Raw genomic sequence first — 23,860 nt, 5'->3', positions numbered from 1 at the left:
GTTGCTCATATTTTTTTAGATGTGAATTAAGTTCTGGTTGATATTTTTTGTCGCAAAGTTAGTCTGGGTTTCATGGATGCACGAGGTGTATGCAGGACAGAGTTAGAGAATTTATGAATTAAGATAATAGGTTCTCAAAATGAAAGAGATAATGTTTCTCCCTTCGGCGGCCAACTTAAGGTGAGAAATATAAAAATAGCTATATCCAATTTTTTAGGAGTTTTTCCATGGAACACAAATTTTTTAAACGTACTCTACTAGGTGCAGTAATTGCAGCATCTTCAATCGGCTCTGCTAGTGCAGCAGTTCAATTAGCTGGCGAAAACTTTGAAATCTACGGTACTGCCGCAGTTTACAATATGACGATTGATAGCAAGGATTCTGCAACTGATACAAATAACACTGTAGGCGTTGAATCAAAAATTGGCTTTAAAGGCAAGCACGTTTATGAAGATTTCGGTCCAGACCTAATCTGGCAAATCGAATCTGGTTGGGCATCAAATGCTGACCGCTCTTGGGATGATTCAAAAGGTATCCTTGGTGGTCGTGATACATTCATGGGTCTAGTTTTCAACGATGTTGGTACACTTAAGTTTGGTCGCCAAACGCACGCTGCATTTGACCTTGTCGATTGGCCACACTCAAACCCAGGTCTAGGTAACGTTTTCGATTGGAACAATGACCTAGGTGCAGGTTACCAAGATCGTGCAGATAATATGATTCGTTTAGAATCTGCAGCTTTCGGTCCTGTTAAAGTAAACGCAACTTTCTCTGGTATGGAAAGCTCTACATCTGAAATGATTTCATCGTTTGCAGCGTATTTCACTCAAGATAAGTATGCTTTACACGCTGGTTACTACATGCGTGGTGACTCAGAAGATCAAACAGCAGCTGATGCATTTAAAGAGCACTCTTATGCAATTGTTGGTGGTAGCCTTTACCTAGGTAAGCTGACACTTACAGGTGCATATAAGATGATGGATTACGATGGTAATGGTCAAAATGCAATTTCTGCAACTGGTCAATACATGCTGACAGATAAGATGCTTGTTAAACTAGGTTACGCTTCTACAGATGAAGCTGACGGTGTAGCTGGTGATACTGGTGATACAGCAATTACAGGTCGTCTAGGTTACTTACTACCAAGCACGTACTTGTACATGGATATTCGTAACTATGATTTTAATGGTAGCGATGAAAGTGCTGATAACACTCGCCTATTGTTAGGTGCAGAATACTACTTCTAATCTTGCCTTGAAGTAAATTTAAATTTCTGCCTTTGCGAGCACCAATTGTGGTGCTCGCATTTTCTCTAAAAGGACTAAATAATGAAATTATTAAAAAAATCAATTCTTGCCGTAACGATGATGACATCATTTAGTGCTTTTTCTGCTGTCGATGTGTATTTTGAACAGGGAATTGAAGCTTTAATTATTAATGGTGATGGTGTTAATAACTTAGCGACCCAACTAGAAACGACAGAGCTAAAAGATGGAGCTAATCAATTTGTTGTCCGCATTTCTAAACTGATAAGAGAGCAAGGAAAATTTATTAAGTTTAAGTCACAACCTGTCGTGATAACATTTGAAGCTCATGATGAAAAATTAACAGTTCAAGCTGGCAAAAAGTTTGATTCAGTTGAACAAGTTGGTGATTTTGATAAAAAACCAACAGTGAATCTATTAGATAGTAAAGGAAATAAAATTGATTTCCATATGGGCTATTTAGTCGCGGGTAAAGGTCTCATAAGAGATTTTGACGAAGAGCTTGTGCAGTACAACAGTGAAAGAGAGTACTCTTTTAGCTATGCGGATAGTGCAGTGGCAGCGACTTCTAGCGCTGATAAAGCTGTGTCAACAGTAGAAAGCAGTACTAAATCTGTTCAATTCTCGCTAGCTGATACTGATGATGTAGAGAGTATAAAGAAGATGTATAGCAAGCTATCTGAATCGAAAAGAAAAGCATTCCTGTCATGGGCTATTGTTCAATAAGTTTAAAACGGTATCAGTATTCTAAAGGCAAGCTCAGAGAGCTTGCCTTTTTTAATATTAGAGTCGTGTTATTTAGCCTTACCTTTACTAATACGGCACATTTCTGTTGGAATATATTTCATGTCGCCACTTTCTAGCTCACAGTTTACTAGTGGACCAAGTTGAGTCCCACCGACTGAATTCGTATTATTTGAAGCGCTGACATGGAATGAAAATAATACGCTAGCTAAAATAATTAGAAACTTAGTCATAATTTTCCCCTTTAGTTTAATTTTCTGAAAGGCAACTTTGCGAGTCAGTTATAAATATTGTAGAGGGGGAGGGGCTATCGTCAAATTAATTGATAACAATTCTTGTTTTTTTTGAATTAATAAGTTCTTGTTTTCTGTTCTTGTTTCTTTTAGATAATAGGTTTTTTTGTTTAGTGATGGAAAGCGAGCCGTAATAATAGTGAACTTATTTTTACATATTAAATTTTTAACTTATTAAAAAGTAACGTTGTTTGCTTTTTAATCTTCAACTCGTTGTTATTTAGCTCGTAACTGAGCACGCTTTTCATAGTTCTTAGAAAAAATTGACTGTGTGTATGCATAGTTTTAAATTCACCAGTAAGAAGATCTAAGTTAATCAGAGTTTTTATGAGCATGAATATCAGTGAAATCGCTTCTCAGACAGGCTTATCAGCAAAGTCGATAAGGATGTATGAGGATAAAAAGATCATCTCAACACCACTTCGTTCAGATAACGGTTATCGCATATACAATGAAAAGCACGTTACTCAGTTAGGTATTATTGCTAAAGCAAGAAGGGCTGGCTTTTCTCTAGATGAATGTAAAGCGCTAGTTGAACTTGCGGATAACCCATGCAGAGAAAGCGCAGAAGTGAAAGAAAAAGCTAAGAAGAAACTAGAGGAAGTGAATAAAAAAATTGCAGATTTACAGGCAATAAAACAAACTTTGGATGAATGGGTCAAGTTATGTCCTGGTGACTCAAATAGTGAATGCCCAATTATTGATTCTTTAACAAGAAAGTGACACTGAGTGCCACTTTCTTGAGAATGCGCTTAATCGCTTAATCGCTTAATCGCTTAATAGTAAGCACAATGCCGTCTACATCGGTAATTTCGACTTCTGTACCAGCTTTTAAATCTTCATTTGAGATTGCAGACCAAGAGCTATCACCAAGCTTTACGCGACAATTTCCCTTTATGATATCTTCATCTAACCGGATTGTTTTTCCAATTAATTGTTTATCTCTTTGGTTCAAATCCCGAGACTTATCCGAAGCTTTGTCTTGTGAAAGTTGCCTTCTCCACCATAACCAAGTTGTTATTAAAGAGAAACTACCGAAAGATAGCCACTGAACTTGCCAGCCTATAGGTAAGACAGCGACAAGTACACCAACTAGCATGGCTGAAATACCTAGCCATAGAAAATAGCCCGCGGCTCCTAAAAGCTCGACAGAAAGTAACGCGAGCCCGAAAGCTAACCAATGCCAGTGGTTAACTTGTTCTAACAGTTCGACCATACCTACCCCTTATTTTGAGAGTCCGGTTTTTGATTAAACATTTCAGCGACACCGGCAATTGACCCCATTAAACCGGTAGCTTCAAGTGGAAGCATTATCACTTTACCATTTTCTGCTTGACCGATAGATTTTAGAGCATCGGTATAGCCTTGAGCTATAAAGTAATTAACCGCTTGCATATCACCTTGAGCAATAGCCGTTGATACCATCTCTGTTGCTTTAGCTTCAGCTTCAGCAGCACGTTCACGGGCTTCAGCTTGTAGTATTGCAGCCTGTTTCTGGCCTTCGGCTTTTAAAATTTCTGACTGTTTATGACCTTCAGCCTTAAGGATCTCAGCTTGTCTAACGCCTTCCGCTTCTAAAATATCAGCACGCTTATTACGTTCTGCTTTCATTTGTGCATTCATCGCGGCAGTTAAATCTGCTGGTGGTTGTACATCTTTAATTTCGATACGAGTAACTTTGACACCCCATGGGTTCGTTGCGCTATCGACGATAGTCAAAAGTTTCGTATTGATCATGTCTCGCTGGCTTAACATTTCATCTAGCTCCATTGAGCCAAGAACGGTACGGATGTTAGTCAGAGTTAGGTTGCGAATCGCATGTTCAAGATCATTCACTTCATAAGCAGCTTTAGGTGCATCGATGACTTGAACAAAACATACAGCATCAATAACGACATTTGCATTGTCTTTAGAAATAACTTCTTGTGCGGGAATATCAAGAACACGTTCCATCATACTGATCTTTTGACCAATACGATCAATGAAAGGGATGATTAAATTAAGCCCTGGCTTTAGGGTGACGGTATACCTTCCAAAGCGTTCAACGGTCCAATTATTACCTTGAGGTACCGTCTTTACACCTGAGAAAATAAATAAAACCGCGACGACAATAAAGCCGCCGATAGTTATTAAAGTATCAATAGCCATACAATATCCTTTTAATTAATAGTTATTAAAGAGATATTGGCTTAAATTGGTTTTATGGGCAAATTTATAAATGAGAAATGGGTTATAAAACATTGATTTTATAACCCATTACTCATAATTCCGATGAATAGATGACCCAATATTCTTGTTTACAATTCGGTCAAGTTTAAATGAAGCTTAGTTCATATTTTTGGTGATTAACTTGGTTGGTAATTAACTTGGTTGATGATTAATAAAGTAGTGAATACAGTTGGCGACGGTATTTACTTGCTGATGCATTACTTTGTCCTAGCGCACTTAAAATATCCATGAAGGCTTTTTTCATATCGCCATCGTGAGCATTGAGGTTCTTTTGTAAGAAGCCCCATAACAGCTCTAATGCTTCTTCACTACGATTAACTTGGTGATACTGCAGAGCAAGCTCTGATGCTGATTTCTCATCAGTAGGATTAGACGCAAGTGCTGCTTCCAATGCTTGGATTTCTGGGCTATCAGCTGCTTGTTTATGTAACTCAAGCTTAGCAACTAGCCCTTTATAGTAATTATCTTGATATTCGAGAGGGATAGTTTGAAGTTGTGTATCTGCTAAATCAAATTGTTGTGTTTCTAATAAGCATTCTGCAATCGCAAGTTTGACTTCGCCTTTTTTTGAAAGCTCTTCGGGTAATTGTTGCATGCCCGCGAGTGCCTGAGTGTAATCTCCAGCTTGCATGAGTTCTAGAGATTGGCGTAATGCAAGTTCATCTTGGCTTGGCAGGTGTTTATTTAGCATTTCAGTTATAGCTTCGATGGATTGAGGACCACCTAAACCATCAACGGGCTGACCATTCACAAACAATGCGATTGTCGGTAAAGCTTGTACACCAAATTGTCCCGCAATTGCTTGTTCTTGTTCGCAGTTGAGTAAAGCAAGTGTGAAAGCCCCATTATATTGCTGTGTGAGTGTTTGAAGCTCTGGGATGATTTGCGCACTTTCTTGGCTCATCGGCGCCCAAAAATGAATGAGTACAGGTGCCTGCATTGAACCTTCTAAAATTTGGCGAAAGTTCTGTTCATTGAGTTCAACAATATGCGGAGATTGCATTGACGTTCCTTGAATATTTTATGGGTACGCTGCAAATATGGGGTGAGCTTTCAATAACTTCAAGTTTAACGTTATGTATTTCTTATCACTATGAGCTAGAAGGTAATGAATAATAGGGTGAAAGAAATAACGAGATGAAATCGATGAGGCTACGAAACTCTGCGGGAAGTAGGGTTCCAGCTCATAAGTTTCGTAGCGTAAAAGATAGATTTATTAATGGATTAAGTAATTCGGCAGTAAAGAGGCGTGATGAGATAAGCGGTAAACTATTCAAAATATTATAAATAAGGTTATAGCAACGCTCACGCCAACCCAATTTAGTAAGTTTAATGTCATTGATTTCCTTTCTATTCACATAATGGATGCATGGATAGCTCAGGTTCGATATTGACATCTTATTGTTACGGAAAAATTACATCGTTACATCTAATTCTGTGAATCTTCGTGTAAAAATGTAATTTATTTTAATGGATTTTAAGCCGCTTTTCTTAATAAGGGGTCGAGCCAGCGACTTGGTAGAATTCGCTTTAATACTGAAAACACTTTTGTCGGTGTCGTAATTCGATACCTTAGTTTGGGCTTACTCGCAGTAAGAGCATGCATAACAGGCTTGATGCAACTTTCAGGGGGAAGAACGAAAGCATTGTTGGAACCTGTGTTTGAAAGCCTTTGTAATTGTTGTTCATAAGCCGCTTTATGATAGCTATCTGATGGGGTTATCCAGCGTTTGAAAGATAGTAGCGCATTTGCCCTGAATTGAGTTTCAATCGGACCGGGTTGGATTATTGATACGTGTATGTTTGAGCTATGTAGTTCAAGCCTTAAAGTATCCGTCCAGCCCTCAATAGCAAATTTAGACGCGTTATATGCCCCTCTGTATTTCATTGCTGCAAACCCTAGTACAGAGCTATTTTGGATAATTCGTCCTTTATCATTTTCTCGCATATGAGGAAGAATTTGCAGCACAAGGTGATGCCAGCCAAAGAAGTTAGTTTCGAATTGCTCCCTTAGACCTTGTGTAGGAAGATCTTCTAGTGCACCGGCTTGCCCATACGCTCCATTATTGAAGAGAGCATATAAACCATTGTCAGATAGAGAGATAGCCTGTTTCGCACCTTCTTCAATACTTTGTTCAGAGGTAAGGTCTAGTTGAATGCAAGTTAACCCTTCTTCTTGAAGCCGCTGAACATCCTCGGACTTTCTGCAGGAGGCAATAACATGGAAACCATGACTATTGAGGTAGTGAGCTGTGGTATAGCCAATACCGCTTGAACAACCTGTAATTAAAATGGATTTCTTCACAAAATGAACCTAAATCAAGTAATAAGCATCTTGTTAGAATAAAGAATTAATTAGGGTGTTGTAATAAATTTTTTAACGCTGGTTCAACTCTTGAGTAACTAAATATAAACCCCATTTCTGTCAGCTTCTTTGGTTTTGCTCTTATGCTGTCAAAGAGTAGGCAAGAAGACTCACCCATGAGTAGTGACATTGCCCATTTAGGTGTGAATAAAATATGAGGTCTTCTGAGCTGTTTGGCTAAGGTTTGACTAAATTGTTTATTAGTCGCAGGGTGAGGAGCACATAAGTTGAACTCTCCCTGAGCATGTTGGGTGGCAAGTAAGTGATTAATGGCCCTTACCATATCGAGTATATGAATCCACGGCATATATTGCTTTCCAGAGCCTATAGGACCACCTAGCCCTAATTTGTAAGGTAACAGCATTTTTTGAAGTGCTCCGCCATGCTTGCCCAGAACGATTCCTGTTCTGAGTAAAAGGACGCGAGTCATGTTTGATTGGGCGCGCTTAGCGATATCTTCCCAATGAGAACAAACTTGATGAGGAAAGTTCATGTGATAAACATGCAGGCTTTCATCAAAAGGGTGTTCTTGTTGGTCACCATAATAACCGACGGCAGAACCACTGATAAAAACTTCAGGCGGCTCAGTACTTGCGTGAATAAGCGAGACGATTTTTTCCGTAATATTCCAACGGCTATGACAAATTTCTTCTTTTTGTGTAGCGGTCCATCTTTTATCGGCTATTGGTTCCCCGGCTAAGTTGATGACTGCGGTAAACCCGTTGAGATCATTCAAATTATCTAGTGATTGAATGTAGCGAATATTATTTTGGTTTATATGGCTAAGGTTTTGCTTAGCTTTACTTGGATCACGTGTGAGTAAAGTTACCTCGTGTGTATTCCAGCTTTTTATTAGTTCAGAACCGATAAATCCAGTCCCGCCAGTCAACAATATCTTCATAAATCCCTCCCAATCTTTTTAATTATAGACATGGCTTGTTTTGATTGGCTAATTCAATACGTCACTTTCACTATAACGATCAATTAGTTTCATTATTGTGATAGTGCAGTATTAGGCTTCTAGAACGGTTGCTCACTTTTTAAACCCCTCTAAACATCACATTTACAATAAAAAATAATAGGGGTTACTTAGCGCTTTAGGTTCGTCACACCATTGCTGATGACTATTTGCCATGATTACTCTGCGTTATAGGAATTGGCTCACTAATAAAAACACGTAATTACTATAAGTATGTAGAGCCATTTAAGGAGAATGAATGTCAGCAGTGCTCGCTTTACTAAAAGCCATGTTAGGTAGTTTTAGGGATCTGCTACCGATCGTTGTTGTTATTGCATTTTTTCAGTTGGTGGTACTTCAAGAGCCATTGCCAAACTTATTGTCTATTTTATTTGGATTAATTCTGGTGGTGCTTGGGCTTACATTTTTTATTTTTGGGCTTGAAATGGGGCTGTTTCCAATAGGGGAATCTATGGCTCAATCCTTTGCTCGAAAAGGAAGTGTGTTTTGGCTACTAATTTTTGCTTTTTGTTTGGGGTTTGGTACCACGATAGCAGAGCCCGCTTTAACGGCTGTTACTGCAGAAGCAGCAGAGGTGGCTGCTGAAGGTGGTGTTATTCCAAACAATGAGCATGACATGGAAAATTATGCAGACGGACTTAGGTTGACTGTCGCTGTTTCAGTTGGCTTAGCTATTTTACTTGGTGTTTTAAGAATTCTAAAAGGGTGGCCAATTCATTACATGATCATAGGTGGCTATATAGGTGTCGTGATCCTGACAGGATTTGCTCCACAAAATATTATTGGGATTGCTTATGACTCAGGGGGAGTGACTACCTCTACTATTACTGTTCCATTAGTCACTGCTTTAGGTGTAGGGCTAGCTTCTGCAATTAAAGGTAGAAACCCAATGGTTGACGGCTTTGGGTTGATCGCTTTTGCTTCGTTACTGCCAATGATGTTTGTAATGATTTATGGAATGGTGATGACATGATCAGTCTTAATCAGTTCATCGCAACTTTTATTAGCACTGTAAGCGATGTAATTCCTATCGCGGCGATTATCTTTGGTTTTCAATTTGCTGTATTGAGGAAGCCAGTTAAGAACCTAGGCACGGTTTTACTGGGTTTCTTTTACGTGATTCTTGGACTTTCGCTATTTTTACTCGGGCTAGAATTAGCACTGTTTCCGCTGGGGGAGACAATGGCTATGCAGTTGACAGAGCCTGAATTTCTGACTGAATTTAAAATAAGTTCTGGGTTAGTCCTTACTTGGTTTGATTACTACTGGGTATATCTATTCGCTTTTTTTATTGGATTTAGTACCACCATTGCAGAGCCCTCATTAATTGCTGTAGCAATAAAAGCCAACCAAGTTTCTGGTGGCAGTATTAGCGTTAATGGCTTGAGAATTGCTGTTGCACTTGGAGTGGCTTTTGGTATTTCTTTGGGGAGTTATCGAATTGTGGCAGGTGATCCTATTCATTACTACATCATTACTGGCTATGTAGTTGTGGTGATACAAACATTTTATGCTCCTAAACTGATTGTCCCACTGGCTTATGATTCAGGTGGTGTCACAACATCAACAGTAACGGTTCCTCTTGTCACGGCTTTAGGGCTCGGGCTTGCCTCTACGGTTCCTGGACGAAATCCTGTTATTGATGGCTTTGGTTTGATTGCCTTTGCCAGTTTATTCCCCATTATTTCCGTTATGAGTTACGCACAGATAACTCAATGGTTAAACAACTCTCGAGCCGCTAAGGAGAAAAGAGATGCGCTTTAAACTTATCTTGGCATTTGTAGAAGACAGTAAAACAGACATGGTACTTGATGCAGCACGGAGCGCCGGAGCGACTGGTGCAACGGTCATTAACCATGCGAGAGGGCAAGGCTTAAACCAAAAACGCACCTTCTTTGGGCTGACACTAGAGGTACAAAAAGATGTGTTGCTGTTTGTGGTGGAAGAGCACCTATCTCGGCATATTTTAGAGAGAATAGGAGAGGTTGGTGAATTTGATAAAGAGTCAGGTCAAGGTATTGCCGTGCAGATTGATATTGAAGATGCTGTTGGTGTGGCACACCAAGTAGAAACGTTAACGAAAGTTGTTGAGGGGGAGCTATGACAACTCATGAAAAAGTGCGCGTGAGAGACGTAATGGCAAACACATATGTTCTTGTGGATGGCTTAACAAGTGTTCATGAAGGAATAGAGTTAGCCAGAAATCATAAGGTTAAGGCTTTGATTGTTGATAAGCGTCATGACGATGATGAATACGGTATTGTGCTGATGAATGACATTGCTAAGAAAGTACTGGCGAAGAACCGTTCATCAAAGCGCACTAATATTTATGAAATTATGACTAAGCCAGCTTTGGCTGTTTCAGCTGATATGAATGTAAAATATTGTGCTCGGTTATTTGAACGTTTCGGTATTAGCCGGGCGCCAGTTATTTCTGAGGGTAAGATCATTGGAATGGTTAGTTACAATAATATTGTGATTAATGGTATGGCTAAAGGTGATCTATAAACTCTGACTTTTTTACTCTCAGGAATACGAATACAATGACCTGACTAATTTTAGGGAGAAGTAAGCGTGAAATTGTTCTTTGCCTCTGATTTGCATGGTTCGTTGCCAGCAACAAAAGAAGTACTTCAGCGATATGTTGAGTCAGGTTGTGATCATTTGATTTTATTGGGTGATACGCTTAATCACGGTCCAAGAAACCCGATTCCTGAAGGGTATAACCCGCCCCAAGTGGCAGAAGCGTTAAATATGTATTCTGATCAAATTATCGCAGTGCGCGGTAATTGTGATAGCGAAGTGGATCAAATGTTGCTGTCGTTCCCAATGATGTCTGATTATGCGTGGGTATTGTTGGAATCAGGTCGTCGTCTATTTTTAACACATGGGCACTTATTTAATAGTGGTAAGAGACCGCCTCTAAAAGAGGGCGATGTACTTGCACATGGGCATACTCATATCCCTGTAGCGGAATATCAATCTGGAATATTCATATTCAACCCTAGCTCAGTGACTTTTCCGCGAGAAGGACATCCAGCAAGCTATGGTATTTATCAAGATGGATGCTTTGAAGTATTCAGTTTAGCAAATGAGTCACTGATTTCAGGGCGTCTTTAATCGTAATGTTCTTTAGACGATTGAGTTAATACCAAAAAATAAAACTAAAAAGGTCAGCAAATCGCTGACCTTTTAATATTTTATCTAGAAGCTTTAATACTAGTTTGAAAAGAGCACGGTAGAGCCGTGGTTTAAGCTAGTCAGTAACAACGTCTTCTGGTTAACAATATCAATTCTTCTGCTTTGCTCCGCGTCCATTTTAATTACTTGAGTAATCAGTTTTAGTTGGTCTTGAGTAAAGTCTTTACTTTGTGCAGATGAGACATCTTTAAATTCAGTTGGAGAGATGAGCAGGTAATTATCATTAATATCCCACTGACCTGTTTCTGAAATATTGATGATATTTGGCGTTTCGCTTTCCTCTACAAACAAGTGCACAACAGATATACGTATGTAAGTACCATTAGGTAAATACTTTGCATTTGACTGTAATTCAACACGGCGCAGCGGACCAATAGCATCTTCTTGAACGACTTCATTCAGTAAGGTAACCATCTTAGACTGCCATTCTCGGGATGTGAGAAGCTGTTCTACTTTCGCATCGCTTCCCCAATATAACCAACCACTTAGAATTGCTGAAGCCACAAGCATTAGTAGAGATACTTTCAATTTCATACTAGTGGTTTCCTTTGCATATTGTGCTTAAATCGGTTTGGTTAGCAAAAATTCTCAAAGTAATATTTTCACTTGAATGCTCTTGAGAGTGTACATAATTCAACACTAGCTGATTACCTTGTCCACCAGTAGCAATCACTTGTGATGGTTTGAGTTCACCTTGGTGCTCATTCGTATAATGCACTACACATTTTTCTATCGCAGGTAACCATGAATCTAAAGTCGGGTGATTCATTGGGTATAAAATATCAACTGAGTTCACGGTTGATAACGTTCGAAAATCTGATTGAGCAGGCGTGGTAAAAGCAAGCACCAATATAGGCAGTAAAAGAGCAAACAAAATAATACCACGGCTAAGCCATGGGTTTTCTTGAGCCATTATTTTTGCTGGAGTCCCAACCTTTGGTGCCTCTAGAACGCTTTCTGCTACGTGTTGTGATTCATGTTGGGCTGTTGGTCGTTCAACTTCCTGTGCTTCGGGCTCAGAAAATTCGATTTCTTTATCTAGGCTTTTACCTAATATAGAGGTGTCTATATTGATTGGAGTGTCGCTAGAAGAAAGAGGTGCAGAACGTTCAACACTCGCAATAAATTGGTAGCCTCGTTTGGGCACAGTTTTGACAAATTCAGGTGATTTTGTCGAATCCTTGAGCATCTTACGTAATGTTGATACGGCTTGAGTTAGGCTTGAATCATCCACTTCAAAGCCTTGATCTCGCCATACATATTCATGCAGTTCATTACGGGTAATGACTTCGTTCGGCCTTTCTGACAGCATAAGTAGAATGCGGCTTTCATTACTGCCAAGACGAACGACGTCACTGTCATTCATTTGATCAACTAGCGAGTTGCTGTTTGGGTCAAATACAAACCGTTGTGCGAGAATAAACTTAGTGCCTATATTACTCATTGAATTCTTCTATATTGGAGATGATTCTTAATTGCTCATACATAACCTGGAGTGAAAACCGCTTCAAAATGAATTCATATTCAGGTTTGTTTGATGTTCTTTTATAGTTTGGCGAGGCAAGCATAATCAAAACAAAACAAAAAAACAGTGTTTTTATGTTTTTTGACCTTGAATTTACATTTGTCATCCTCATGTTAATGAACATATGTCAGCCCTGCAAGGTGGGCTGAATCTCGAATTACTATTATCAGTATAGATGTTTTGGAGTAAAAATGAGCGAAACAGCAACGCAAAATAAAGAAACTCGTGGCTTTCAATCTGAAGTAAAACAATTACTTCACTTAATGATTCATTCATTGTATTCAAATAAAGAGATTTTCCTTCGTGAATTGATTTCTAACGCATCTGATGCTGCCGATAAGCTTCGCTTCCAAGCTTTATCAAATGGTGATTTATACCAAGGTGATGCTGATTTAGGTGTGAAGCTTTCTTTCAGTGCTGAAACCAATACTTTAACCATTTCTGACAATGGCATAGGTATGAGCCGTGATGATGTTATTGAACATTTAGGTACGATTGCTAAATCAGGAACGGCTGATTTTTTCTCAAAGCTATCAGATGACCAGAGCAAAGATTCACAATTAATTGGTCAGTTTGGTGTTGGTTTCTATTCTGCATTTATTGTTGCTGACGCGGTAACTGTACGTACTCGTGCCGCTGGTGCTGCAAATGATCAAGCTGTTCAATGGTCTTCTGCTGGTGAAGGCGATTACACGATTGAAGATATTACTAAAGAGTCTCGCGGCACCGATATCATTCTTCATATGCGTGAAGATGGTAAAGAGTTCTTAAATGAATGGCGCTTACGTGAGGTTATTGGTAAGTACTCTGATCACATCGGTATTCCTGTTTCAATCTTAACAGCAGTAAAGGATGAAGAAGGCAAAGATACTGAAGAGAAAAAATGGGAGCAGATAAATAAAGCTCAGGCTTTATGGACTCGTAATAAGTCTGATATCGAAAAAGAAGAGTACCAAGAGTTCTATAAGCATGTATCTAATGACTTTGCTGATCCACTAACGTGGAGCCACAATAAAGTTGAAGGCAAAAACGATTACACAAGCCTACTTTATATTCCCGCGAAAGCACCATGGGATATGATGAACCGCGATCATAAAAGTGGTCTAAAACTTTATGTACAACGCGTATTCATTATGGATGATGCAGAGCAATTCATGCCTTCATACATGCGTTTTGTTCGTGGTTTGATTGATTCAAATGATTTACCACTAAACGTATCTCGTGAAATTTTACAAGATAACAAAGTGACTCAATCGCTTCGTGGTGCATGTACTAAGCGTGTACTTACTATGCTTGAACGCATGGCTAAGAATGACAATGAAAAGTACCTAGAATTTTGGAAAGAATTCGGTTTAGTCATGAAAGAAGGCCCTGCTGAAGACATGGGTAACAAAGAGAAGATTGCCGGTCTATTACGTTTTGCATCGACTCATGCTGATTCCTCTGATCAAACTGTCGATCTTGCTTCTTACGTTGAGCGTATGAAGGAAGGGCAAGATAAGATTTATTACTTAACAGCAGACAGCTACGCAGCCGCAAAAAACAGCCCTCACTTAGAGCAGTTTAAAGCGAAAGGTATTGAAGTTGTTCTTATGTTTGATCGTATCGATGAATTCCTAATGAACTACTTAACGGACTTCGATGGTAAGCAATTCCAATCTATCACTAAAGCAGGCTTGGATTTAAGTAAGTTCGAAGGTGAAGAAGAAAAAGAAAAGCAGAAAGAAACAGAAGAAGAGTTTAAATCTGTTGTTGAACGTACTCAGTCTTACCTTGGTGAGCGTGTTAAAGAAGTTCGAACTACGTTTAAGCTTGCGAATACTCCGGCAGTTGTCGTGACAGATGATTTTGAAATGGGCACACAGATGGCTAAGCTTCTTGAAGCTGCAGGTCAAGCAGCCCCAGAAGTTAAGTATATTTTTGAAATTAACCCTGAACACGCGCTGGTAAAACAGATGGCTGATGAAGCTGACGAGCAAGCATTTGGTCGCTGGGTTGAAGTGCTTCTAGGTCAAGCTATGCTAGCTGAAAAAGGCTCAATGGAAGACCCATCTCAATTTTTAGGTGCAATTAATAACCTATTGACTAAAGGTTAATTAATCATACAATATTTTAGTTGGTCAATAAAAAGCTCGTTATTACGGGCTTTTTTGATGATTATCGTCGATATTGTATTGTTTTAGATTATTCTGGTTGGCAACTTTATTAGGTTGCCATACTTATATATTCTTTAGTCTTAAATTCAGCAAAACTGAATATTAATGTGGTAGAATGCCGACCTAAATAGACGTTTAGATTAAGTTTTTCTTTCCAAGTTAAACCAATTTTACTTTAAACATTATACCGAAACTTACCGCTAGAACTTATTGTTAGCCATTTCATGCGTTCTCAGTTTTTGAGAGTTGCCCGGTGTTACTGAATACTAGTAATGCTAATTGTGAGTGTTTGCTAATAGTGAGCTTCGGTATAAATCATATTTTTTATAAGAGGATTCAACATGCGCATCATCCTTCTAGGTGCTCCAGGTGCTGGTAAAGGTACTCAAGCTAACTTCATCATGAATAAATTTGGTGTACCTCAAATTTCTACTGGTGACATGCTTCGTGCTGCTATCAAAGCGGGCACTGAGCTTGGTAAGCAAGCAAAGTCTGTGATCGATGCTGGTCAACTAGTGTCTGATGAAATCATTCTTGGTCTTATCAAAGAGCGTATCGCTCAAGATGATTGTGAGAAAGGTTTCCTTTTAGATGGTTTCCCTCGCACCATTCCACAAGCTGATGGCTTAAAAGAAATGGGTATTACAGTTGACTACGTTGTTGAATTTGATGTAGCTGATGACGTTATTGTTGAGCGTATGGCGGGTCGTCGTGCTCACCTAGCTTCAGGTCGTACATACCATGTTGTTTTCAACCCATCTAAGGTTGAAGGTAAAGATGACATTACTGGTGAAGACCTTGTTGTTCGTGATGATGACAAAGAAGAAACAGTACGTGCTCGTTTAGGTGTTTACCATGAGCAAACAGCACCGCTGATCTCTTACTACGGTAAAGAAGCGGAAGCTGGCAATACTAAGTACCTTAAATTTGACGGTACTAAGCAAGTTGCAGAAGTTAGTGCTGAACTTGAGAAAGCGTTATCATAATTGGCTAACAGCCAGTTTTATAATTTGATATATTAGAAGCGACCTTTTGGTCGCTTTTTTATTTTTAAATTGTATGGATTTTATATTCATCAGTGATCGTCTTAGGTAAATATGGAAAATAATAAAAAACAGGGTGTCTTGCTTGTTAACCTTGGCACACCAGATGAAGCAACACCTGCCGCGGTTAGGAAGTTTTTAGGTGAATTCCTACATGATAAACGTGTAGTGAACCTTACTCGTTGGTTATGGTGTCCTATACTCCATGGTGTAATCTTACCTATTCGCTCTCCCAAAGTTGCAAAGTTGTATCAGTCAGTTTGGATGGATGATGGCTCACCGTTACTTGTATATTCACTACGTCAGGTGGAAAAGTTACAAGCGAAGCTAGATATGCCAGTGGCTCTTGGAATGACTTACGGGAATCCCAGCTTAAAATCTGGTATAGAGACACTTATGTCTCAAGGGGTTGAAGAGGTTATTGTCTTGCCTCTATATCCTCAATATTCAGGAACCACTACAGCCGCAGTTTCTGATGGCTTAACTAAAGCTTTTAAAACACTTCCGGTGCTCCCTAGCTATCAGTTCATTCGTGATTACTATTCACAGCCTTTATATATCAAAGCCTTAGCAGCGAGTGTTAGAGAGCATTGGGAAAGTAATGGTCGAGGGGATTATTTATTGTGCTCTTATCATGGTATTCCTAAACGTTTAGCCGATGAAGGTGATATCTACCCTAATCATTGTGAAGAAACGACCGAGTTACTTGCGGCAGAATTAGGGCTAAATAAGGATCAGATAGGGATGACGTATCAGTCGCGTTTTGGGCGTGAAGAATGGTTAAAACCTTATACAGACAAAACTCTGGAAGAGCTTCCAAAGCGTGGAATCAAAAAATTAGATATTATGGCTCCGGCATTTTCAGTCGACTGTTTAGAAACATTAGAAGAGATTTCTGATCAGTGCCAAGAAATATTTTTAGAGGCTGGTGGTGAAAGATTTAGTTATATCAGTTGTTTAAATGATAGCGATCAACACATTGATATGATGAAGCAGCTTGTTTCATAATTTCATTAGATAAATATAAAACTTAACCGTAGAATTCGAGAGTACAGTGGGTTAGTATCTCCAAAATTATTCAGATACGTCATTCTGTATAGTTGGTGGTGTTAAATAGAATATAAATAAATAAATGGCTTAGATATATGAAACGTTGGTATTTACTATACTGTAAGCGTGGAGATCAATGTAGAGCAAAATTACACTTAGAAAATCAAAATATAGAGTGTTTTTATCCTCAAATTGATGTCAAAAAAACAGTAAGAGGAAAGCAAAAGGTCGTTCAAGAACCGTTATTCCCTTCTTACATGTTTGTTCGCTTTGATTATGAGAACGGTCCGAGTTTTACGACTATTCGTTCTACAAGAGGTGTTGTGGACTTTATTCAATTTGGTTCCGTACCTTATGAAGTTCAAGGCGATTTGCTGTATGAACTTAAGCAGTTAGAAAAGAAAGAAAAGCTTTCTTGTACGGAATTAAATATATCACCAAGCTACGGTGATATGGTGAAGGTGACTAATGGACAATTTGCTGGAATGGAAGCGCTATACCAAGAAAAAGATGGTGAAATGCGTTCGATTATTCTGGTTAAAATGATTAGCCAAGTGGTTCCCGTTAGCGTTGAAACTCAAAATTTGGCGTTCGCATGCTAACATTTCGTTCGTAATGAATATTTACTAACAATGTAATTTTTAAATATGAAAAAGGCGCTTTTAATAAGCGCCTTTTGTATTTTTAATGAATTAAACTTTAGTAAGCATCGTTATGGACGGCTTGAACTGCACGACCTGAAGGATCAACACAGTTTTTGAATGACTCATCCCATTCAATTGCTTTTGCCGATGAGCAAGCTACTGAAGGGCCGCCAGGAACACACTCTGCTGCAGATTCAAGAGGGAATAGCTCAGCAAAGATTTCACGATAAGCATAGCCTTCTTTTGTCGTTGGCGTGTTGTATGGGAATCGGAAAGCTGCCGTTTCTAGCTGTTGATCTGTAACCTTAGCTTCCGCAGTTGCTTTCAATGTGTCAATCCATTCATAGCCAACACCATCAGAGAACTGCTCTTTTTGACGCCATGCAATTGAGTCTGGCAGATAGTCTTCGAAACACTCGCGTAGAATGTGTTTCTCCATCTTACCGTTGCCACACATTTTGTCTTCAGGGTTGAGGCGCATTGCCACATCAATGAACTCTTTGTCCAAGAATGGAACACGACCTTCAACACCCCAAGCCGCAAGTGATTTGTTTGCACGAGCACAGTCAAACATGTTCAGAGCAAGGAGCTTACGTACGGTTTCTTCATGAAACTCTTGAGCGTTTGGTGCTTTGTGGAAGTATAAGTAACCACCAAATATTTCATCAGCACCTTCTCCAGAAAGTACCATTTTGATGCCCATTGCTTTGATTTTACGAGCAAGTAAGTACATTGGAGTTGAAGCGCGAATAGTTGTTACATCATATGTTTCAATGTGGTAAATAACATCACGGATAGCATCCAGACCTTCTTGAATGGTGTAAGTCATTTCGTGGTGAACAGTACCAATCTTATCTGCGACTTCACGCGCAGCAATCAGATCTGGAGCGCCTTCTAAACCGACAGCAAATGAGTGCAATTGTGGCCACCAAGCTTCAGATTGCTCATCGTCTTCAATACGCATAGCGGCATAACGTTTAGCTACTGCAGACGTGATTGATGAATCAAGACCACCAGAAAGAAGTACACCATAAGGTACATCTGTCATTAGCTGGCGTTTAACGGCTGCTTCTAGTGCTTCAGTAAGTTCTTCTTTACTAGTGCTGTTACCTTGAACGGCGGCATATTCGTTCCAATCACGAGTGTAGTAACGTTGAGGTTCAGCATCTTTTGAGCTGTAGAAGCTACCTGGAGGAAATTCACTCACTGTTTTACATACAGGTACTAGTGCTTTCATTTCCGAGGCAACGTAGTAGTTACCGTTTTCATCATAGCCTTGATAAAGAGGGATGATACCGATGTGGTCACGACCCACCAGGTACTCATCTTTTTCTTCATCGTAAAGTACGAATGCAAAAATACCATTCAATTCTTCTAGAAGATCGGCGCCCATTTCTTGGTAAAGCGCTAAGATAACTTCACAATCTGAGTCTGTTTGGAAATGGTACTTATCTTCATAGCGAGCACGAAGTTCTTTGTGATTATAGATTTCACCATTTACTGCAAGGATGTGTTTCTTATCTTGGCTGTATAGAGGTTGAGCACCACTATTTAAGCCTACGATAGCAAGACGTTCGTGAGCTAAAATTGCTTTCTCACCAGCATAAATACCAGACCAATCAGGACCACGATGACGTAATTTTTTAGACATCTCAAGAGCAACAGGGCGAAGTGCTGCAGCATCACTTTTAATATCAAGAATGCCAAATACTGAACACATAGAACTTCCTTTTAAATAATTTCTAAATCAACTGTATTCAATTTGCCATTCTGACTAAAAAAAGCAACCGAATATCAATAAAATAATTATTTAAAAGACGTTTGATTAGAATTTATTTAATTAAAATGCCATTTTGTTAGATGAGATCAACTTTCTGTGCGGAGGTTGACCAAATACCTCAAAAATTAATCTAAAAAGATAAATTAATGAGGTATTTTCGCCTGAAGCCTGAAGCCTGAAGCCTGAAGCCTAAAGCTTAACGATTTGCGGTTGGAGTTGATCGCAGACATGTCGAGCAAAACCACTACCAGCTTCACTATAGATATTAAATGCTGCATCTACGCCTTGTTCTTTCAGTGAGTCTAGCTGATCTTGGTATTCAGCGATGGCAGCAATTTGCCCTTTGAATTGACGGGTTTGAAGCTGCTCTAAGGCAATTTGGTTACCTTGGTGGTGCGGCATCGCTAGAATAACGAGCTTTACATTAGCAGTATCAAGTATACGCTCCCAAAAATCTGGATCGGTTGCATCGCCTGATATTACATTTCGACCATGGCTTCTATGAACATGGGCACCTTCTTCACGGACTTCAACTCCTAGGCTTACTTTTCCGTAACGGGATCTCAATTCGTCATAAGCACCAGTGCCGATACGCCCCATACCTAAGATTAAAACTTGAGCGCGACCTGGATCGATTAATTGATCCCGTTGGTTAAGGTTTTCTGCCGCGTGCTCTTTTAACCATTTGCCTGATTGCTGGTAAAGCTTGTGACCTGCCCTATTTAGCGGAGCTGCAATAATGAAGGAAAGGGAGACCGCAATTGCGACTGCTACAAGTATATCGCCTGACATCCATCCCATCTTGAAAGCAAGCCCACCAACAATTAACCCAAATTCGCTGTAGTTAAATAAGGATAGAGAAGCTAATAGCGATGTTCGAACTCTAAATTTAAACTTATTGAGAACCCAAAAGTATAAAATGCCTTTAATTGGAAGTAGCAATAAAAATAGAAGAGCAAGAGCAAAGCCTTGGACTGTAGGTTGATCCGACAACCCAATATTTAAGAAGAAACAAACAAGGAACAACTCTTTGAGGTTGAACAGTGATTTAGACAGTTCTGAGGCTTTAGAGTGACCAGCCAGTAACATACCTAAAACGAGCGCACCTAAATCTGCTTTCATTCCTACCAATTCGAATAACCCAGCACCGACGACTAAAGCAAAGAAGATCCCGAAGAGAACTAACATCTCCCCATGCCCGACCCAGTCTAGTACTTTATAAAAAATAGGGCGAAGAAGCGGAAGTGCGAATAGCGCAATAGCGTACCACTCAGGAATCTTCCCTGTGGATGCGGTTAGGAAGACCACTGCAAAGATATCTTGCATGACCAGAATACCAATCGCTAAGGTGCCGTAGGTAGCATTCATTTCACCTTTTTCTTGTAGTGATTTGACTGCGAAAACTGTACTAGAAAAGGAAAGCGCAAAGCCAAGCAGAACTATTTGTTCGGTGGACATGTTGACCAGTGCCGAAACACCAAGAAATTTAAACGCAAATAAAGCCAGGGCAAAAAAGAGGGTAGAGAGTAGATTATGTACTGTGGCACCAGCCCAAATTTCTTTTGAGAGAAGGGTTTTTATGTCCAGTTTTAAACCAATGGTAAAGAGTAGGAGAGTAACACCTAGGTCAGATAGAGTGATGATGGTGTCATTGGTTTGAAAACCCGCAGCATAAAGCCCAAACCCCGCGAGTAAAAAACCCACAAGTGGAGGGAGGTGGCACTTAAGAGCGATGAAACCAGCTATAAACGCTGTTGATATAAGAATAAGTTCCATAAGTTATTATTGTTGTTCCCTAGCTTAAAAAAACGGGCCGTGTTTATACAAACACGACCCGTGAGTAATCAGATAATAGTCTAGCCTTCGAGTAACTTCTGCAGTAAAACGCCATTGAGCATTGCGCGCTTAATCATAGCAAAAGCGCCCATTGTCGGATGCTTGTCGATTTCAGATGCTACAATAGGTAATCCGCTATGGAAAGCCGTTAACGATTGATTCTCTACATTACGTCTTATTGCTGGGAAAACAATGTCTTGAGCGTGAGTTATATCACCTGCAATAATAACCTTTTGAGGGTTAAACAGGTTGATGGTCATCGCAATTGCTTTTCCGAGTTGATTGCCTACTCGTACTAAGCTTTGTTTCGCAAGCTCGTCGCCGTTTAGTGCATGCTCACAAACATCGTGGATGGTTATTGTATCCAGTTCAGTTAATGAAGATTCATAACCTTGTTTAATCAGCTTTCTTACTCGATCAATGATGGCTGGATTTGCAGCAACCGTTTCTAGACAGCCAAAATTACCACATTGGCATTGTTCGCCCAGTGGATCTATCTGAATATGACCAATTTCACCTACATTTCGATTAAACCCAAGAAATACCTGACCATTCACAATAATGCCTGCACCAGTTCCTCGGTGAACACTCACTAAAATTGAATCTTGGCAATCTTTGCTTGAACCAAAGTAGTGTTCAGCTAGAGCCATCCCGCGAACATCATTCCCAACAAAACAAGCTACATGGAAAGTATCACGTATGATATCGCCCATTGCGAGGTTATCGATGTCAGTGTTTGGCATGTATTCAACCACGCCCGTTGTCGGGTTAACTAGCCCTGGGAGGGTAATGCCGATGGCAATCAGTTGATCAATGTAAATTTGGTTTGCATCGATGAATGATTTCAAGTGATTAACCAGACCTTGTGTAAGGTCAGATTGATTGGTGTAATCGAGTTCTTGTTGGGAGAAAGCGAGCTCTTTTCCGCCTAAATTATATAAGCTGAATTGAATGTAATCTCGACCAAGCCTAACGGCAATTGAGTGAAATGGCTCAACTTCCGTAGTCAAAGAAATAGCGCGCCTACCGCCGGTAGACGCTTGCTGCGCGACCTCTTTTATTAGACCGCGTTCTAATAGTTGGCGGGTAATTTTTGTAACACTAGCAGGTGCTAGTTGACTTACATCAGCCACTTGTATGCGACTGATAGGACCTTGTTGGTCAATCAGTCGATATACAGCTGCACTATTTAGCTGTTTAACTAAATCTACGTTACCTATTTGTCCGCCATTCATTATTAATTGTGCTCGTATTGTCCGTTAACAACAGTCGCTTGAACATTAAAGTCACGGTCAAAAACAGCTAGGTTAGCAACAAGGCCTTTTTTAATTCGACCCAATTTACTTTCCACACCGATTGCCTTTGCAGGATATAAAGTAGCCATGCGTAGAGCTTCGTCCAAAGCGATACCAGCGTGCTCGACAGTGTTCTGTACTGCTTCGATCATGGTCAAAGCTGAGCCGCCTAGTGTGCCATTTTCATCAACACACTTACCATCACGGTAATATACTTTCTTACCGACAAAAATAAAGTATTCCATGTCAGCGCCTGCAGGAGCTGTGGCATCGGTCACTAATACGAGCTTTTCACCTTTGATTTTATGAGCAATTCGGATGTTTGCGTAATCAACGTGGAAGCCATCAGCAATAATACCAGCATACACTTCAGGAGTGTCGTAGATAGCACCGACAACACCAGGCTCGCGTCCAACCATTGGGGTCATGGCATTAAAAAGGTGTGTAGCAAAAGTGATGCCTGCTTCAAAACCTTGACGTGCTTCTGCATAAGTTGCGTTTGTATGACCAATTGATACCACAACTCCAGCTTTTCTTAATCGCTCAATATGTTCAGGATCATTCTGTTCAGGAGCCAGAGTTACCTTAGTTACCAGATCGCTGTTTTCGCAGATAAGACTGATCATTTCGCTGTCAGATTTACGAATGTGGTCTACGCTGTGAATGCCTTTTTTTGCAACATTCAAGTAAGGACCTTCAAGGTGCAAGCCAAGAGATTGGTTTTGGTATTGATTGTGGTACTCACGAGCGGCTGCAATAACAGCTCGCATGTCTTCATCGGAAGATGTGATCAGTGTTGGAAGGAAGCTAGTACAGCCTGATTGAAGGTTAGCCTTATGCATAATTTGCATTGTTTCAGCTGTGATTTCGTCGTTTAGCATTACGCCACCACAACCATTCAGTTGTAGATCAATAAAACCAGGGCTTACGTTTGCACCATTAAGGTCATGGATTTCGATATTTTTTGGTAAATCAGCTACAGGGCAGACTGATTTTATAAGTTCATTTTCAATGATAACGGCGTGGTCCGTTAAAATGTCACTACCAGTGTAGATTTTACAGTTACTTAGCGCGTACATAGTCAGCTAATCCTTATTTCGAGAGATCTTTAAATTTATATACATTACGTGAATAGGAACTTAGTTTTCGAACATCATTTACGTAACGATTTATCTTTCTAGCAAGCGACCGAATTAATGGGGCGCCAATTTAACTTGTTGAAAAATATTGTGAAAAAATTTGTTTGCATTCTATTTTTAGGCATCATCTATAGGCGTTGATGCGGTGGTTTACCACGGCTCAAGCTGGGTTAGAGCAATACATCATGACTGAAATTTTAACTACAAATGTTCATTTTTTTGAATGATAAAATAAGTTTTATGATCTCGCTAGCAAAAACCTTGGGATTTGGCAAAAACTGGTGATTAGGATCACAAATGGTAAGCTTTTAATTTG

General features: G+C 39.7%; 24 protein-coding genes. 12 read left to right on the top strand and 12 right to left on the bottom strand.

What is annotated here, in order from left to right; all coding sequences use genetic code 11:
* Positions 1–227 precede the first annotated feature (227 nt).
* Both L4C37_RS18460 and L4C37_RS18455 read left to right on the top strand, forming a co-directional pair.
* Entirely contained in the window at positions 228–1,247 is a 1,020-nt protein-coding gene (locus tag L4C37_RS18460; RefSeq protein WP_273296031.1) for a porin, read from the top strand.
* 81 nt (positions 1,248–1,328) lie between these two features.
* Complete coding sequence (locus L4C37_RS18455) at positions 1,329–1,991, top strand: YccT family protein (protein WP_273296030.1); 663 nt, start codon at positions 1,329–1,331, stop codon at positions 1,989–1,991.
* A 68-nt stretch (positions 1,992–2,059) separates the two neighbouring features.
* Here L4C37_RS18455 and L4C37_RS18450 read toward each other — a convergent pair whose 3' ends face one another.
* The gene (locus tag L4C37_RS18450; protein WP_273296029.1) at positions 2,060–2,242 is read right to left on the bottom strand and encodes a hypothetical protein; all 183 of its coding nucleotides are present in this window, start codon (positions 2,240–2,242) and stop codon (positions 2,060–2,062) included.
* 393 nt (positions 2,243–2,635) lie between these two features.
* Here L4C37_RS18450 and cueR point away from each other — a divergent pair, with 393 nt between their 5' ends.
* A complete protein-coding gene (cueR, locus tag L4C37_RS18445) occupies positions 2,636–3,025 on the top strand; it encodes a Cu(I)-responsive transcriptional regulator (RefSeq protein ID WP_429769400.1) in 390 nt (129 codons plus the stop codon).
* A 37-nt stretch (positions 3,026–3,062) separates the two neighbouring features.
* Here cueR and L4C37_RS18440 read toward each other — a convergent pair whose 3' ends face one another.
* The 5 genes from L4C37_RS18440 to L4C37_RS18420 all read right to left on the bottom strand — a co-directional run bounded on the left by L4C37_RS18440 (position 3,063) and on the right by L4C37_RS18420 (position 7,797).
* Complete coding sequence (locus L4C37_RS18440) at positions 3,063–3,518, bottom strand: NfeD family protein (protein ID WP_273296028.1); 456 nt, start codon at positions 3,516–3,518, stop codon at positions 3,063–3,065.
* 2 nt (positions 3,519–3,520) lie between these two features.
* Entirely contained in the window at positions 3,521–4,450 is a 930-nt protein-coding gene (locus tag L4C37_RS18435; protein ID WP_137374779.1) for an SPFH domain-containing protein, read from the bottom strand.
* 229 nt (positions 4,451–4,679) lie between these two features.
* On the bottom strand, positions 4,680–5,534 hold the full coding sequence (locus L4C37_RS18430; protein ID WP_429769392.1) for a co-chaperone YbbN: 855 nt from the start codon (positions 5,532–5,534) through the stop codon (positions 4,680–4,682).
* 474 nt (positions 5,535–6,008) lie between these two features.
* Entirely contained in the window at positions 6,009–6,836 is an 828-nt protein-coding gene (locus tag L4C37_RS18425) for an SDR family oxidoreductase (protein ID WP_429769391.1), read from the bottom strand.
* A 46-nt stretch (positions 6,837–6,882) separates the two neighbouring features.
* The gene (locus tag L4C37_RS18420) at positions 6,883–7,797 is read right to left on the bottom strand and encodes a TIGR01777 family oxidoreductase (RefSeq protein WP_137374776.1); all 915 of its coding nucleotides are present in this window, start codon (positions 7,795–7,797) and stop codon (positions 6,883–6,885) included.
* A 316-nt stretch (positions 7,798–8,113) separates the two neighbouring features.
* Between L4C37_RS18420 and L4C37_RS18415 the strand changes: the two genes are divergently transcribed.
* The 5 genes from L4C37_RS18415 (at position 8,114) to yfcE (ending at position 10,995) form a co-directional block, all read left to right on the top strand.
* Positions 8,114–8,848 (top strand): DUF1538 family protein, encoded by a 735-nt coding sequence (locus tag L4C37_RS18415; RefSeq protein WP_429769390.1) that lies wholly within the window; start codon positions 8,114–8,116, stop codon positions 8,846–8,848.
* Positions 8,845–9,639: a DUF1538 domain-containing protein gene (locus L4C37_RS18410; protein ID WP_273296024.1), complete on the top strand. Its 795-nt coding sequence runs from the start codon at positions 8,845–8,847 to the stop codon at positions 9,637–9,639. The genes L4C37_RS18415 and L4C37_RS18410 overlap by 4 nt, the downstream gene beginning before the upstream one ends.
* The gene (locus L4C37_RS18405) at positions 9,629–9,979 is read left to right on the top strand and encodes a P-II family nitrogen regulator (protein ID WP_137374773.1); all 351 of its coding nucleotides are present in this window, start codon (positions 9,629–9,631) and stop codon (positions 9,977–9,979) included. The genes L4C37_RS18410 and L4C37_RS18405 overlap by 11 nt, the downstream gene beginning before the upstream one ends.
* Positions 9,976–10,383: a CBS domain-containing protein gene (locus tag L4C37_RS18400; protein WP_137374772.1), complete on the top strand. Its 408-nt coding sequence runs from the start codon at positions 9,976–9,978 to the stop codon at positions 10,381–10,383. Before L4C37_RS18405 ends, L4C37_RS18400 begins: the two co-directional genes overlap by 4 nt.
* Before the next feature lie 66 nt (positions 10,384–10,449).
* Positions 10,450–10,995: a phosphodiesterase gene (gene yfcE, locus L4C37_RS18395; protein ID WP_429769389.1), complete on the top strand. Its 546-nt coding sequence runs from the start codon at positions 10,450–10,452 to the stop codon at positions 10,993–10,995.
* Positions 10,996–11,094: 99 nt separating this feature from the next.
* On the opposite strand, the gene L4C37_RS18390 is transcribed toward yfcE, so the two are convergent.
* Both L4C37_RS18390 and L4C37_RS18385 read right to left on the bottom strand, forming a co-directional pair.
* On the bottom strand, positions 11,095–11,610 hold the full coding sequence (locus tag L4C37_RS18390) for a regulatory protein ToxS (protein ID WP_137374770.1): 516 nt from the start codon (positions 11,608–11,610) through the stop codon (positions 11,095–11,097).
* A gap of 1 nt (position 11,611) precedes the next feature.
* The gene (locus L4C37_RS18385) at positions 11,612–12,520 is read right to left on the bottom strand and encodes a winged helix-turn-helix domain-containing protein (RefSeq protein WP_429769388.1); all 909 of its coding nucleotides are present in this window, start codon (positions 12,518–12,520) and stop codon (positions 11,612–11,614) included.
* 272 nt (positions 12,521–12,792) lie between these two features.
* Between L4C37_RS18385 and htpG the strand changes: the two genes are divergently transcribed.
* From htpG to rfaH, 4 genes are all read left to right on the top strand, one after another.
* Entirely contained in the window at positions 12,793–14,697 is a 1,905-nt protein-coding gene (gene htpG, locus L4C37_RS18380; protein WP_429769387.1) for a molecular chaperone HtpG, read from the top strand.
* Between the two features lie 401 nt (positions 14,698–15,098).
* Positions 15,099–15,743: an adenylate kinase gene (adk, locus tag L4C37_RS18375; RefSeq protein WP_137374767.1), complete on the top strand. Its 645-nt coding sequence runs from the start codon at positions 15,099–15,101 to the stop codon at positions 15,741–15,743.
* Between the two features lie 111 nt (positions 15,744–15,854).
* Positions 15,855–16,808, top strand: coding sequence for a ferrochelatase (gene hemH / locus L4C37_RS18370; protein ID WP_273294732.1), 954 nt, complete (start codon positions 15,855–15,857; stop codon positions 16,806–16,808).
* Between the two features lie 137 nt (positions 16,809–16,945).
* Positions 16,946–17,452, top strand: a complete 507-nt coding sequence (rfaH, locus tag L4C37_RS18365) for a transcription/translation regulatory transformer protein RfaH (protein ID WP_273294730.1) — start codon at positions 16,946–16,948, stop codon at positions 17,450–17,452.
* A gap of 97 nt (positions 17,453–17,549) precedes the next feature.
* Here rfaH and asnB read toward each other — a convergent pair whose 3' ends face one another.
* From asnB to nagA, 4 genes are all read right to left on the bottom strand, one after another.
* Positions 17,550–19,214, bottom strand: a complete 1,665-nt coding sequence (gene asnB / locus L4C37_RS18360) for an asparagine synthase B (RefSeq protein WP_372266041.1) — start codon at positions 19,212–19,214, stop codon at positions 17,550–17,552.
* A gap of 249 nt (positions 19,215–19,463) precedes the next feature.
* Positions 19,464–21,050 carry a cation:proton antiporter domain-containing protein gene (locus L4C37_RS18355; protein ID WP_429769386.1) on the bottom strand — a complete coding sequence of 529 codons (1,587 nt, stop codon included), beginning with the start codon at positions 21,048–21,050 and terminating at the stop codon, positions 19,464–19,466.
* A gap of 80 nt (positions 21,051–21,130) precedes the next feature.
* Entirely contained in the window at positions 21,131–22,345 is a 1,215-nt protein-coding gene (nagC, locus tag L4C37_RS18350) for a DNA-binding transcriptional regulator NagC (RefSeq protein ID WP_137374762.1), read from the bottom strand.
* 2 nt (positions 22,346–22,347) lie between these two features.
* Positions 22,348–23,484, bottom strand: a complete 1,137-nt coding sequence (nagA, locus tag L4C37_RS18345) for an N-acetylglucosamine-6-phosphate deacetylase (RefSeq protein ID WP_273294724.1) — start codon at positions 23,482–23,484, stop codon at positions 22,348–22,350.
* Between the last annotated feature and the right edge of the window lie 376 nt (positions 23,485–23,860).

Origin of the sequence: Vibrio kagoshimensis (genome assembly GCF_050337535.1) — a bacterium.
GTDB classification, from domain to species: Bacteria; Pseudomonadota; Gammaproteobacteria; order Enterobacterales; family Vibrionaceae; genus Vibrio; species Vibrio gallaecicus.
This window is presented reverse-complemented; position numbering and strand designations above follow the sequence as displayed.